Here is a 13,460-nt window from a genome sequence, read left to right as displayed (position 1 = left end):
GCGTGCATGAACGTGATGGTTGATCTGTGCATCGTGCCGATCGGCGTGGGGGTTTCTCTTTCCCCCTATGTGGCGGCCTGTCAGAAGGTGCTTGACGAGGCGGGGCTGAAGACCTCGCTCCATTCCTACGGAACGAACATCGAGGGGGAGTGGGATGCCGTGTTCACCGCTGTCAGGCGCTGCCACGAGGTGGTGCACGGCATGGGCGCGCCCCGCATCACCACCACCATCAAGCTGGGAACCCGCACGGACCGGAACCAGACCATGGAAGACAAGGTGCGGAGCGTGCAGGAGAAGCTGCGCTGACCGCGAACAAGGGGCATGTCTGACAGCGAGAGGAGCCTACAACCATGAATGCTGCCGGAACCACCGGAAGGACCCATGCTGCGGAACGGGCGGAGAACCGCCAATGGCTTCGCGAGCAGATGAACCCCTACTTCTTCATCGCCATGAAGGACGAACCCGAGGCCCTGGCCGTTCTGACCCGCGAACTGGGCATGCTGCGGCGCAACCGGCGCCTGATCCTGGCCGACCGGGACAAGGCCCTGATCATGGCCATGGTCGATCAGCCCGGCTCCCTCTACGACACCCTGCGCCGGCTTCAGGAGCGGGAGATATCCTACGCCATGATCGCCCACTCGGACGACCCCATCCCGGGGCTTGACCAGAACCTGGAGATCCAGCGTTTCGAGTTTGACCGCAAGACCAATGAAGATATCCTCGCCGGCAGGGACGTGCAGGTTCCTCCGGGCATCCGGCGCACGGTGACGGCAGCGGTGCGGAAATACTACCCCGACTTGGCCCTGGCCGGCCTGGACCGGCTGCTTCGCATCCTCTGGCTCAACAATGAGAATTACGTCCGCATCTCCCCCCCGCGCCGGGTGGCCCAGGCGCTGCGCCTCCTCCAGGAAGGGAACCGTTGCGGCGGCCTCTACCTGGATGTGGAAGAGAGGGAGGACGGAACGGGCGGCAATGAATCGCGGGTCTTCTTCGCCGTGGGAAACCCGCCCCAGAAGGAGTTCCTCCTTCAGGTAATGGAGGTTTTCAACCGGCTCGACCTTGGCGTGAATCGCGCCTATTGCCTGACCATCTCCAACGGCATCCATCCCTATTTCCTCGGCACGTTCTATGTGCGGCGGCGCGACGGGGAAGTGCTGCAGCGGGGGTCCGAGCTCTTCGGCAGGCTCCAGCGGGAACTGTCCAACACCCAGCTCCTGGCGACCCGCTCCCATGCCTACCGCGAGTTCGTGATCACCGGGCTCATGAGCGGCGAGGACGCCACTCTCACCAATGCCTTCATCGCCTTCTGCCATTCCAACCTGGCCCACAACCAGCCCGACCGCTTCGGCCTTGACGACGTGCGCGGCGCCTTTCTGGCTCACCCGGAGATAGCGCTCCAACTGGCGAAGCTCTTCCGGGCTCGTTTCGACCCGGCCGCGGAGGACCGGGCCGCGCTCTACGAGCGGGTACTGGCCGAAACCCGGCACGAGGTGGCGGAGTACAACACCGGTCACCGCTATCTGGATGAGGTGCGCAGGACCATTTTCCACTGCTGCCTCATCTTCATCACCCGCACCCTGAAGACCAACTTCTTTGTCCTGGAAAAACAGGCCCTGGCCTTCCGGCTCGACCCCACCTACCTGACCGAACTGGGCACCGATTTCACCGCGGACCTGCCCCCGGCCATGCCCTTCCGGGTCACCTTCTTCTTCAGCCGCTTCGGGTTCGGCTACCACATCGGCTTCTCCGACATTGCCCGGGGCGGATGGCGCACGGTCATCTGCCGCACCCCCGACGACCTGGTCATCAACGCCAACACCCTGTTCCGGGAGAACTTCGTCCTGGCCCACACCCAGCACCTGAAGAACAAGGACATCTACGAAGGCGGATCAAAGCTGGTGGTGGCCCTGGACGTCTCGGACCTGAAGGCGCAGGACCGGCCCCTGGAGACCTGGCGTCTTTACAAACTCCAGTACGGCATCACCGCCGCCTTTCTGGACATTTTCACCACCGACAACGGCGTGGCCCGCCATCCGGCCGTGGTGGACTACTACCGGGAGGACGAGCCCATCGAGCTGGGTCCCGACGAGAACATGCACGACAACATGATCGAGACCATTGCCAGCATGTCCAAACGGCGCGGCTACATGCTCGGCATCGGCATCATGTCCAGCAAGCGGGTGGGGATCAACCACAAGAAGTACGGCGTCACCTCCACCGGCGTGGTAGCGTTCGCCGAGATCACCATGGCGGAGCTGGGCATCGACATCCGTCAGGACCCCTTCACCGTCAAGTTCACCGGCGGCCCCAACGGCGACGTGGCCGGCAATGCCATGCGGATCATGCTGGAGCGCTGCCCCAAGGTGAAGATCGGCCTGATCCTCGACGGTACCGCGGCCCTGTGCGACCCCGAAGGCGCTGATCACGGCGAATTGGGCCGCATCATGCTGAAGGAGGACCTGGATGCCTTTGATCCGGCGGCGCTCCATCCGGGCGGGTTCATGCTGTTCCGCACCGGCAGCCGGCGCGAGGGGCTGCGGGAGCTCTTCCGGCGCGTGACCAGGGCCGATGCGGGGCTCGTGGAGGAGTGGATATCACTGGACGAATTCTCCAAGGAGTTCGGCGACCTGGTATTCAGCGTGCCGGCGGATCTCTTCATCCCCGCCGGCGGCGCCCGGAAACCATCGACAAGGACAACTGGGACCGATTCCTCCTGCCTGACGGCACCCCCTCGGCCCAAGCCATCGTGGAGGGGGCCAACTCCTTCATCAGCCCGGCGGCCCGCGTGGAGCTCCAGAAAAAGGGGATCATCGTCATGCGCGACGCCTCGGCCAACAAGTGCGGCGTCATCTCCTCCTCCTACGAGATCATCGCCAATCTGCTCCTGACGGAAAAGGAGTTCATGGAGTACAAGGAGCGCTACGTGGCCGACGTGCTCCGGATCCTGGAGAAGCGGGCCGGCGACGAGGCCAGGCTGATCCTGAAGCGCCGCCGGGAACAGCCGGGAGCCCTGTGCACCGAGATATCGGACTCCCTGAGCACCGAGATCAACGCCAATTACGCCCGGCTCTTCAGGTTTTTCCAGACGCGCCCCGAGCTCTGCCTCCAGCCCCTCTACCGCCGGGCGATTCTGGCTCACCTGCCGAAGATCATTGTCGCAGAGCCCCGTTTCCGCCGCCGCCTCGCCCAACTGCCCCAGAAGTACCTGTCTGCCATTCTCGCCGCGGAGATCGGCTCGTCCATGGTCTATCGGGGCGACCGGGAAACCGAGTTCGAGGACATGATCCGCCTCCACCTGATGCGCAGTTTTCCAACCGCATAACCTTTCAATCGGCAAAGGAGACCCATCCATGTACCTGGCACGAGACAAGAACAACGACCTGTATCTCTTTAATGACCTCCCCATCAGGGGCTCCGAATGCTGGTGGGCCGAAAAGGGGGTCGACGGCACCTACCTGCGGCTCAACCCGGCTCTCTATCCTGAGGTCACGTGGGACAAGGAGCCGCTGCCCGTGCGGCTCGTGGCGGGGGAAGGCGAGTAGTTCACCGGAGCGTAGCAGCTTCTGCGGGGTGCTGATCATGTCCGAAACACGGTATGGCGAGGAAATGGCAGCAGAAGTAAAGCGACTGCGACACGAGGGAAGGTGCCAATGAACATCTATCTAGCATCGCCCCTTGGGTTCAGCCCCGAAACGAAATCTTATCTCGAAAAGGTCAAACATAAGCTCAGGTCCCTGGGACACGATGTGTTCGACCCCTGGGAACAGGATCACTTTGTCCGGCGCATTGAACAGGCGTACCGGATTGGGGACTTCCACGCCCGAGTGGACGAGTTCAGGGCCATTGCGTCAGGGATAGGAGAGATAAACGAAAAAGGCATCATGGCGTGCGACGGATTGCTGGCGATACTGGACGGTGCCGAAGTCGACTCGGGGACGGCCGGCGAGGTGGGATTCGCCTCGGCCCTTGGCAGGAAGTGCTACGGTTTGAGGACGGATATCAGGGACTGCGGGGACTTTGTCGGCGTCCCGATCAACCTGCAGATTCTGCGCTTCATCGAGCGGAGCGGCGGGTGTCTGTTCAGACGTATTGACGATATTTGCCTGTGAGGCCGTTGCCTGCCTGATCCGTGCGTGCCGACTGATGGCAATAAAAAACCGGCCGGGTCTTGCGACCTGGCCGGTGTGTTTTCTGGTGGGCGCTACTGGGATTGAACCAGTGACCCCTGCCGTGTGAAGGCAGTGCTCTCCCGCTGAGCTAAGCGCCCGTCTAAAAAGTAGAGTTGACTGAATATCAAATGCCGGCATTGATGTCAAGGGCGATTTTTCGGACAGCCGGGGAAGGCGACCGGCCCCGGCTGCGCGGACGTTGTTTCATTGTCGCTAAAAACCCGTTATACTTCCGTGAATACGGCTTGACAGCGCGCTGAGGCTGTTGTTATAGTCCGTGCCTGTTCTTTATTGAGAATAAAACGGGAGGCGGTTTTGATCGGGCGGCAGAATCGGCCCGCAGTGACGGCAAAAGAGCGCGGCACTAGCTCGCCCCCGCAGGAGCAAACTCCGTGAAGCTCGACCAGGGATGCATCCAGGTTTATACCGGCAATGGCAAGGGCAAGACCACTGCTGCCCTGGGGCTTGCCTTTCGGGCGGCCGGGCGGGGATTCCGGGTTCTCATGATTCAGTTCATGAAGGGGGGCGGCCCCTATGGCGAGCATGAGGCAGCCAAGCGTCTGGCCCCGGAGCTGACCATCATCGCCACTGGCCGGCCGGGCTGGGTGAATCGGGAGAACCCGGATCCGGAGGATGTGCGCCTTGCCCGCGAGGCCCTCGACATGGCCCGCGCGGCGCTGACCGGGGAGTGCTACGATCTGGTGATCCTCGACGAAATCAACGGTGCCGTCTCCTTCGGCCTTGTCCCGGTGGATGACGTCCTGGATCTGATGGCCCTGAAGCCGCCCCGGGTGGAACTGGTCCTCACGGGACGCAATGCCGATGAACGGGTCATTGCCGCGGCCGACCTGGTCACCGAGATGCGCGAGATCAAGCACTATTACCGTGCCGGCGTGCCGGCGCGTACGGGAATCGAAAAATAAAGGAGATGGTCATGACTGAAAGAACGCTGCGTATTCTCGTTGGCAAGCCGGGGCTCGACGGCCATGACAGGGGCGCCAAGGTGGTGGCTCGGGCCTTCCGTGACGCCGGTTTCGAGGTGATCTATACCGGCCTCCACCAGACGCCTGAGCAGATCGCGTCCTCCGCCATCCAGGAAGACGTGGACGCCGTGGGACTCTCGATCCTTTCGGGCGCCCACAACTCGCTCCTGCCGCGCGTCTGCCAGCTCCTCAAGGAGAAGGGGGCCGACGATATCATCGTATTCGGCGGCGGCGTGATTCCCGAAGACGACATCCCCGGGTTGAAGGGGGCTGGCGTCTGCGAGGTCTTCACCCCCGGCACCTCCACGGAGGACATCGTCAAGTGGGTGCGGGAGAACGTGGCACCGCGGGCGTAACCACCATTGTTTCCGGTGTCGCGGCCATCTCCTTGGACTGTTGCCGCGAACACCGGAGTTGACCGATTTTCTGGAAGGAACCTGACGATGTCCCTGGCTTCTCGGATACTCGACGGCGAGTTGCGTGCCGCGGCCCGACTCATGCGTAACCTGGACGACGGTTTCCGGAGTGCCGTCGATGACATGAAGGAACTCTATCCCCATACGGGACGTGCGTTCATTCTCGGCATCACCGGTCCTCCGGGAGCCGGCAAGTCGACGCTGGTGGATCAGCTTACCGCCGCATACCGTGAGCAGGGGAAACGGGTTGGGGTTGTGGCGATCGACCCCACGAGCCCCTTTACGGGGGGCGCTATCCTGGGAGACCGGATCAGGATGAACCGGCATGCCGACGATCCGGGGGTCTTCATCCGCAGTCTCGCCACCCGCGGCCACATGGGAGGGCTTTCCCGCGCCACTGCCGACGTGGTGAACGTCATGGACGCCATGGGGATGGAGGTCGTCATCATCGAAACCGTGGGGGTGGGGCAGGATGAAATCGATATCGTCCGGTTGGCCCACACGACGGTGGTGGTGTCGGTGCCCGGGCTCGGCGACGACATTCAGGCGATCAAGGCCGGGGTTCTTGAGATCGGCGACGTGTTCGTGGTGAACAAAGCCGACCGGGACGGCGCGGACCGGACCGCCCGGGAACTGGCGGTCATGCTTGAAATGAAGAAGACAGCGCCCGGCGACTGGCTGCCCAAGGTCATGATGACCGAGGCGAGCCGCAATCGGGGAATCGCCGAACTGGTGGACGAAATAGCGCTTCACCGTTCATGGCTGGCGGATTCGGGGACTTTGGAGCGCATCCGCCAGGAGCGGTCCGTTCGCCATTTCGAGGAGCTGCTTCGGGAAAGGCTCTTTGCGGAAGTCTTCGGCCATATCCGGGTGAACGGCCGCTACCGGGAGATCGTGGAGGCCATGGCATCCGGTCGCACCGACCCTTACCGTGCCGTGGACACCGTGATCTCGGAGCGTTTCGGGACCCCTTGCCAAGAATCTTGACCCGATGTGTCAATCATGCTAGTTTTGCGCAAGAATTCCAATGGGGCGACAGCCCCATTCTTTTTTCCCGGGACCTATCATGATCCGCAGATTGGCTGTTGTCGTCGCACTCATCATTCTTGCCGCCATTGTCGTGCACGAGCCGAACATCACGGCCGAACCGGCGGCCTCACCCCTGGACCCGGCCAAGGAAGACCTGTCACGGGTGGACTACCCGAGCCAGCGGGATCTGGACTGGTATCCCCGTTTCATCAGGCCCAACGACACGCTTGAATCGCTCTTCGGCGACGATTGGGCCCACGTTGCCCGCTTCAACCGCATCGACCGCCGCCACACCTACCCCGGCATGACCATCAAGGTGCCGCGGGACATGGAGGTTGCCCGCACGTACTCCCCGCTGCCTAAGGAGCACGAGCCGGCCAGGCGCTATGCAAAATACATCCTGATCAGCCTCACCGAACAGTGGATCGGGGCTTACGAACGGGGCACGCTGAAGTTTTCCATGCCGGCGGCAACCGGCAAGAAGGGAAACGAGACCCCGACGGGGCTCTTCCGGATCGATGCCCGGGATCGTACCCATACCTCGTCGCTCTACCAGACCGACGACAAGTCGGCCCAGTATCCCATGGACTACGCCATGAGATTCTTCATTGACAAGCAGAACGTGGGGTATTGGATCCATGCCCGCGATCTGCCGGGCAAACCTGCTTCACACGGCTGTGTGGGGTTGTTTGACGAGCCCATGCAGAACCGGATGTACGGTACCCCCGGACGACCGGTGCTGCACGACTCAAAGAAACTGTACGACTGGGCCGTGGGAGAGGCCGATTTCGGCCCCGACAGTGGCACCCTTGAACTTATCGGCAATGGACCCGTTGTGGAGGTAGTCGGCGAGAACCCTGCCTACCAGCCGGCTCCGTTGCGCCCAATGGTCGCCACGCGCTAGCGGGCCGATCTTTACTTTTGCCGAGGCTGCGGCACACTCTTCTCCATGGACGTCATTACCACCCACATGAACGCCGATTTTGATTGCCTCGGCGCCATGGTCGCGGCCAGGAAGCTCTACCCCGACGCCTCATGGTCTTCTCCGGCTCCCAGGAAAAGAGCATGAGGGACCTCTTCCTCAAGACAACCGGCTACGAACTCCCCTTTACCCGGCTCAGGGATGTGGATTTCCCGAACATCACGCGACTGGTCCTCGTGGACTGCCAGAATACCTCGCGCATCGGCCGCTTTGCGGAGGTTGCGCGCCGGCCAGGCGTCGAGGTCCATATCTATGACCACCATCCCGGCTCCAGCGGCGACATCCGGCCGAGCGGCGGAGAGATTCGCGGTTGCGGTTCGTCCACGACCATCCTGGCCCAAAAGCTCATGGAGCAGGGCATCGGGGTGACGCCGGTCGAGGCAACCCTCATGATGCTGGGCATCTATGAAGACACGGGCAACCTGACCTTTCCCTCCACCACACCCGACGACTATGCCGCAGCATCCTGGCTCCTGGAGCAGGGAGCCAACCTGAACATCGTGTCGGATTTTGTCTCCCAGGAGTTGAACGCCGAACAGGTCGCGCTTCTGAACGATCTGCTGAAGTCCCTTCGCAGCACCCCGGTGAACGGGGTCGACATTGCCGTGGCCCATGCCACCCTTGACCACTATGTGGGCGATATTGCGGTTCTTGCCCACATGATGCGCGATATGCAGAATCTGGACGCGGTCTTTCTCGTGGTCGGGATGGGGGAGAGGGTTTACCTGGTGGCGCGCAGCCGCATTGCCGAAGTCGATGCCGGCGCTGTCGCGCGCGCCTTTGGCGGGGGAGGGCATGCCACCGCGGCGGCTGCTACGGTAAGGGGCCAGACCGTGATTCAGGTCCTCGGCCGCCTCAACCTTCTCCTGCCCGAGCTGGTCAATCCGGTCAGAACCGCCGCGGACCTTATGTCGTCGCCGGTGATAACCCTGCCCTTTGCCACGACCATCGCCGAGGCCCGGGAGATCCTCACCCGCTACAACGTGAATGCCATGCCGGTCATGGACGGGGAGCGGATGGCGGGGATCATCTCGCGCCGGATCGTGGAAAAGGCTCTGTATCACGGCCTCGGCAACCTGCCTGTGGACGAATACATGCACACGGAGTTCATGCGGGCTGCCCCCGATACCCCCATCGCCGCCATCCAGGACTATATCGTCGGGCAGCATCGGCGGCTGGTGCCGGTATTCAGCGGCGAGCGGCTCGCAGGGGTCATAACGCGGACCGACCTCCTGCGGTACATGTACACCGGCATGCAGCGTAGCGCCGAACCGGTTTATGACTTGGGCAGCGAGAATCTGCCGGTGCGGCGACGCGAGGTGGTCCATCTCATGAACAAGCACCTGCCGCGCCCTGCAGTGGCCATACTACGTGATCTGGGCAAGGTGGGGGACGAACTGGAGCTGCCCGTGTATGCAGTCGGCGGCTTTGTGCGGGACCTGCTCCTGGGCGCCGAGAACGACGACATCGACGTGTCGGTGGAAGGCGATGGCATCCTGTTCGCCGAGGCCGTTGCGACCCGCATGGGATGCCGCGTGAAAAGCCACGCCAAGTTCGGAACCGCGGTTATCGTCTTTCCCGACGGACTCAAGGTGGATGTGGCGAGCACACGGCTCGAATACTACGAAACGCCGGGCGCCCTGCCCACGGTGGAGCGTTCGTCGCTCAAAATGGACCTGTACCGGCGTGATTTCACCATCAATACCCTGGCGGTCAAGCTCAATGCCGAGGGGTTCGGCACCCTGATCGATTACTTCGGCGCCTACCGCGACCTGCGGGAAAAGACCATCCGGGTGCTCCACAACCTGTCCTTTGTCGAGGATCCGACCCGGGTGTTCCGAGCCATCCGCTTCGAACAGCGGCTTGGTTTCCCGATCTCGCGGCACACGGAAAATCTCATCAAGAATGCGGTGAAAATGGGATTTCTGGACAAGCTTGGGGGGAGGCGGCTGCTGAACGAGCTGGTGCTGATCCTGCGGGAGCGGGAGCCGGTCAAGGCCATTCTCCGGATGTCCGGCCTGGAGCTTCTCCACTTCATTCACCCGGACCTGGCCCTGACGTCCGATACCCTGCGGGTGCTGGACGAGGTCAAGAAGGTGATTACCTGGTTCGAGCTCCTCTACCTGGGAGAGAAGGTCGAGACGTGGGTGGTGTATTTCCTGGCGCTCACCTCAAGCCTGCCGGACGAGGGGTTCTGGGGGACCTGCACGCGGCTCTCCGTGTCAGAGCATTACCGGGAAAAGCTCATCGACATGAGGATCCAGGGCGAGCAGGTCCTGGAGATCATGGCACGCAGGGCGGGACGGCGGGAGGGGGTGCGCTGCAGCGATATCTACTTCTGGCTCCGGGGGCTCTCTCCCGAGGTGCTGCTCTACATCATGGCAAAAACCCGGAGTGACGAGGTGAGGCGCTACGTTTCCCTGTACGTGACCCGGTTGCGGAGCGTTGTTACCCACATTACCGGCAATGATCTCAAGGTCCTGGGGATCCCTTCAGGGCCGCGGTATCGGGAGATCCTCGATCAGGTCCTCTCCGCCCGCCTCAACGGTGAAGCGACAACCCGCGAGGACGAGATGCGCATCGTCAGGAGCCTGGCGGCCCCGGCCTGACAATCGCCAGTGCTCAATGCCTGTGCAGTGTGTGGCTCACCCTTCGGTGACCGTGCGGATTGACTTTGCCAATCCGTCCACGAGGAAGTCGATTTCCTCCACAGTGATGGCAAGGGGCGGGAAAATGACGATCACGTTGCCGAGGGGCCGCAAAAAGACACCATGCGTGCGCGCTTCCTGGCAGACGCGGACCCCCACCCGCTCTTCCCAGGCGAACGGTTCTTTGGTTGCCCGGTCCCGCACCAGTTCCACGGCGGCCACCATGCCGCATTGCCGCACATCTCCCACGTGTCCAAGCTCAATCAGTCCTTGAAGCTTTTCTTTTAATTTATTGATTTTTTTTGGTAACTTTTCCAGGAGCCGGTCGCTCTCAAACAGGTCCAGGCTCGCCAGGGCCACGGCACAGCCGAGGGGATTGCCCGTAAAGGTGTGACCGTGGAAAAAGGTCTTCATCTCCCGGTATTCGCCCAGGAACGCATCATAGACCCGCTGGGTCGCCAGGGTGGCGGCCAGGGGCATGTAGCCGGCGGTGATCCCCTTGGAGAGCGCCATGATGTCGGGAGTGATCCCTTCGCGTCCGCAGGCGAACATGGCGCCGGTGCGGCCAAAGCCCACGGCGACTTCGTCGGCGATCATCAGGATGTCGTGCCGGTCGCAGAGTTCCCGCACACCCCTCAAAAAACCTTCGGGCTGCACGATCATCCCACCCGCACCCTGAACCAGCGGCTCGATGACGAGGCCAGCCACCTCTCCGGCATGGCTTTCCATGATCCGCTCCAGCTCCGCCAGGCACTCCATACCGCAGGCGGCAGGGGTGCCCCTGCCCATGGGACAGCGGTAGCAGTAGGGCGCCGGTGCCTGGATGGTCGGGAAGAGCAGGGGCCGGAATACGCCGTGGAACAGATCGATGCCCCCCACGCTCACGGCCCCCAGGGTGTCGCCGTGATAGGCGCTCGTAAAGGAGATGAACCGGGATTTTTCCGGCTGCCCCTCATGGCGCCAGAACTGGAATGCCATCTTGACGCCGACTTCCACGGCTGTGGAGCCGTTGTCGGAGTAAAAGACCTTGCACAGCCCGGACGGTGTGATCTCCGCGAGGCGTTTGGCCAGAACGGCTGCCTTGTCGTTGGTGAGCCCCAGGAGCGTCGAATGCTCCAGGCGGTCCACCTGGGCCTTGAGCGCCTCGTTGATCTCGTGGCGGCAGTGTCCGTGCACATTGGTCCAGATGGCAGCCACGCCGTCCAGATAGCGGTTTCCTTCCGAATCGACGATCCAGGAGCCGTCCCCTTCGACGATCACCACCGGTTCGCTTTCCTCCCACTCCTTCATCTGGGTGAAGGGGTGCCAGATGTGGCGACGGTCCCAGTCTCTCAGGGTCTGAGTATCATAGTCAGGCACAGCCGATCTCCCTTGCCAGTATTTTTGTGGTTGGTTCCGTTGCCAGGCGTGCCGCGAGCTGTTCCACCATGGCGCGTCCTTCAGCTCCCTCGATGCGGGGAAAGACACCGAGAAGCGGTGCGCCGGAGAGCGAGTCGATCAGGTGCGGCGCATACTCCTCGGCCATGTCCGGCGACTCGGGATAGCTGTTGACGATGACCCCGCGCACATCAAGGCCGAGCTGGCGCGCGGCATAACAGGTGAGGACCGTGTGGTTGATGGTTCCCAGATTCGGACGGGCCACCACGAGAAGCGGCAGTTTCAGGAGGTCCACAAGGTCCGCCACCAGCATGCCGCCCGACAGGGGAACCATAAGCCCCCCGGCTCCCTCGACGATGACGAAGTCATGCCGTTGCCGCAGGGTATCATGGGCATCCTTCAGAAGGTTGAAGTCAATCTTGACCCCTTCGCGGCTGGCGGCCACGGACGGGGCGATCGGGGTGCGAAGGCGATAGGGGGCGCAGGCCTCGTCCAGAGGAACCCCGGCGGCCCAGGCAAGCAATTCTGCATCCTCGGAAACCAGGGTGCCGTCGCGTTCGATGCAGCCGCTGGTGACCGGCTTCATCACGCCCACGTTGACGCCCCGGCCCCGCAGCAGGCGGGCGATGGCCGCCGCTACGATCGTTTTGCCCACCCCCGTGTCGGTGCCAGTGATGAAAATTCCTTTCTCAGCCATTGCACTGCCTCACGGTGAGCCCCAGGTCGGTCAGCATCTGCCAGTCCTGCTCGGGCGGGCGACCGGTGGTGGTGAGATAGTTGCCGATCATGGTGCCGCTGGCACCGGCGAAAAACATCCACGACTGCAGGTCCCGCAGGTTGCGCTCACGGCCGCCGCAAACGGCGATTTTTCGATCCGGGAGGATGAGGCGGTACACGGCGATGGTCTTGAGGCATTCGAGCGGGGTGATCCGGTCCGCACCGGCCAGGGGCGTCCCTTCAATGGGGTTCAGGAAGTTGAGGGGGATTGAATCCACGTCGAGTTCGCGCAGGGTAAGGGCCATTTCGACCCGCTGTTCCGGGGTCTCTCCCAGTCCGAAGATGCCGCCGCAGCATACCTTGAGCCCTGCCCGCTTGGCGACGCGCACTGTTTCCACATCCTCTTCGTAATCATGGGTGGTACAGATGTTCGGGAAGAAACTGCGGGCTGTTTCAAGGTTGTGATGATAGGTTACGGCTCCGGCCTCGCGAAGCGCCAGGGCGGTTTCGTAGTCGATGACGCCGAGGGAGCAGGACGGTTCTATGGCCGTTTCCCGGCGGATGCGCCGCAGCGCGCGGCAAATCCGGTCCAGCTCGCCGCCCGGCGAGATGGACGAGCCGCTGGTTACGATGCCGAAACAATGGGAGCCGGCCCCTGCCGCTTCCCTGGCGCAGGCGATGATCTGCTCTTCGTCGACGAGAGGGTAGACGGGCGCGTTGGTGGGGTGGTGGGACGACTGGGCGCAAAAGGAGCAGTTTTCCGGGCAGCGGCCCGATTTGGCGTTAATAATGGAGCACAGGTCCACGCCGGTGCCGAGGAAATGATCGCGCACACGACTGGCCGCCAGGAAGAGGGCGTAGGCAGCGGTGCTCTCCAGCAGGAGCAGTCTGTGGGCTTCGTCCCCGTCGAGGATGTCTCCTTCGATGATACGATTTGCAAGTGATTCAGGGAAGTTGGTCATTGTGTGTGGTTCCTCCGGTTTCCTGGATTACCATAGGCCGCGCGCCATTGTCAACCCGTACATGTTTTGCGGTTGACAATGGTCGGCTGCACGCCCTGATATCGATTTGGTACATCAAAATAATTACTTGCATTTCCTTGCAACGCATGTTAAACATTTGTTTCAAGTAAATCGTTC

General features: G+C 62.3%; 10 protein-coding genes, 1 tRNA gene and 2 pseudogenes. 9 read left to right on the top strand and 4 right to left on the bottom strand.

What is annotated here, in order from left to right; translation table 11 throughout:
• The first annotated feature begins 6 nt into the window (after window positions 1–6).
• From A2G06_09140 to A2G06_09125, 4 genes and pseudogenes are all read left to right on the top strand, one after another.
• Window positions 7–306 carry a hypothetical protein gene (locus A2G06_09140; protein ID ANA40429.1) on the top strand — a complete coding sequence of 100 codons (300 nt, stop codon included), beginning with the start codon at window positions 7–9 and terminating at the stop codon, window positions 304–306.
• Window positions 307–350: 44 nt separating this feature from the next.
• Window positions 351–3,322 (top strand): annotated as a pseudogene (locus A2G06_09135) (amino acid dehydrogenase).
• A gap of 28 nt (window positions 3,323–3,350) precedes the next feature.
• The gene (locus A2G06_09130) at window positions 3,351–3,542 is read left to right on the top strand and encodes a hypothetical protein (GenBank protein ANA40428.1); all 192 of its coding nucleotides are present in this window, start codon (window positions 3,351–3,353) and stop codon (window positions 3,540–3,542) included.
• A 108-nt stretch (window positions 3,543–3,650) separates the two neighbouring features.
• Entirely contained in the window at window positions 3,651–4,109 is a 459-nt protein-coding gene (locus A2G06_09125) for a 2-deoxyribonucleoside glycosidase (protein ANA40427.1), read from the top strand.
• 83 nt (window positions 4,110–4,192) lie between these two features.
• Here the strand turns inward: A2G06_09125 and A2G06_09120 are convergent.
• Window positions 4,193–4,267: transfer RNA gene (locus A2G06_09120), tRNA-Val, on the bottom strand.
• 294 nt (window positions 4,268–4,561) lie between these two features.
• On the opposite strand from A2G06_09120, the gene A2G06_09115 reads away from it, so the two are divergent.
• From A2G06_09115 to A2G06_09095, 5 genes and pseudogenes are all read left to right on the top strand, one after another.
• The gene (locus A2G06_09115) at window positions 4,562–5,092 is read left to right on the top strand and encodes a cob(I)yrinic acid a,c-diamide adenosyltransferase (protein ANA40426.1); all 531 of its coding nucleotides are present in this window, start codon (window positions 4,562–4,564) and stop codon (window positions 5,090–5,092) included.
• Between the two features lie 11 nt (window positions 5,093–5,103).
• On the top strand, window positions 5,104–5,508 hold the full coding sequence (locus A2G06_09110; protein ANA40425.1) for a methylmalonyl-CoA mutase: 405 nt from the start codon (window positions 5,104–5,106) through the stop codon (window positions 5,506–5,508).
• Window positions 5,509–5,595: 87 nt separating this feature from the next.
• The gene (locus A2G06_09105; GenBank protein ANA40424.1) at window positions 5,596–6,555 is read left to right on the top strand and encodes a GTPase; all 960 of its coding nucleotides are present in this window, start codon (window positions 5,596–5,598) and stop codon (window positions 6,553–6,555) included.
• Window positions 6,556–6,634: 79 nt separating this feature from the next.
• Entirely contained in the window at window positions 6,635–7,501 is an 867-nt protein-coding gene (locus A2G06_09100; GenBank protein ID ANA40423.1) for a hypothetical protein, read from the top strand.
• Between the two features lie 45 nt (window positions 7,502–7,546).
• Window positions 7,547–10,188: pseudogene (locus A2G06_09095) on the top strand (polya polymerase).
• A gap of 36 nt (window positions 10,189–10,224) precedes the next feature.
• Here the strand turns inward: A2G06_09095 and A2G06_09090 are convergent.
• From A2G06_09090 to A2G06_09080, 3 genes are read right to left on the bottom strand one after another with little or no spacing between them, the layout of a single operon-like run.
• Window positions 10,225–11,586 carry an adenosylmethionine--8-amino-7-oxononanoate aminotransferase BioA gene (locus tag A2G06_09090; protein ANA40422.1) on the bottom strand — a complete coding sequence of 454 codons (1,362 nt, stop codon included), beginning with the start codon at window positions 11,584–11,586 and terminating at the stop codon, window positions 10,225–10,227.
• The gene (locus A2G06_09085; protein ANA40421.1) at window positions 11,579–12,301 is read right to left on the bottom strand and encodes a dethiobiotin synthase; all 723 of its coding nucleotides are present in this window, start codon (window positions 12,299–12,301) and stop codon (window positions 11,579–11,581) included. Before A2G06_09085 ends, A2G06_09090 begins: the two co-directional genes overlap by 8 nt.
• Entirely contained in the window at window positions 12,294–13,283 is a 990-nt protein-coding gene (locus A2G06_09080; GenBank protein ANA40420.1) for a biotin synthase BioB, read from the bottom strand. Before A2G06_09080 ends, A2G06_09085 begins: the two co-directional genes overlap by 8 nt.
• Between the last annotated feature and the right edge of the window lie 177 nt (window positions 13,284–13,460).

The sequence above is a fragment of the Geobacter anodireducens genome (genome assembly GCA_001628815.1).
In the GTDB taxonomy this organism is placed as follows: Bacteria; Desulfobacterota; Desulfuromonadia; order Geobacterales; family Geobacteraceae; genus Geobacter; species Geobacter anodireducens.
This window is presented reverse-complemented; position numbering and strand designations above follow the sequence as displayed.

What these genes read in the sequence shown, in the direction of transcription:
- A2G06_09140 (ANA40429.1), top strand. Translation starts at nt 7, where the DNA reads ATGAACGTGATGGTTGATCTGTGCATCGTGCCGATCGGCGTGGGGGTT.
- A2G06_09130 (ANA40428.1), top strand. Translation starts at nt 3,351, where the DNA reads ATGTACCTGGCACGAGACAAGAACAACGACCTGTATCTCTTTAATGAC.
- A2G06_09125 (ANA40427.1), top strand. Translation starts at nt 3,651, where the DNA reads ATGAACATCTATCTAGCATCGCCCCTTGGGTTCAGCCCCGAAACGAAA.
- A2G06_09110 (ANA40425.1), top strand. Translation starts at nt 5,104, where the DNA reads ATGACTGAAAGAACGCTGCGTATTCTCGTTGGCAAGCCGGGGCTCGAC.
- A2G06_09105 (ANA40424.1), top strand. Translation starts at nt 5,596, where the DNA reads ATGTCCCTGGCTTCTCGGATACTCGACGGCGAGTTGCGTGCCGCGGCC.
- A2G06_09100 (ANA40423.1), top strand. Translation starts at nt 6,635, where the DNA reads ATGATCCGCAGATTGGCTGTTGTCGTCGCACTCATCATTCTTGCCGCC.
- A2G06_09085 (ANA40421.1), bottom strand. Translation starts at nt 12,301, where the DNA reads ATGGCTGAGAAAGGAATTTTCATCACTGGCACCGACACGGGGGTGGGC.
- A2G06_09080 (ANA40420.1), bottom strand. Translation starts at nt 13,283, where the DNA reads ATGACCAACTTCCCTGAATCACTTGCAAATCGTATCATCGAAGGAGAC.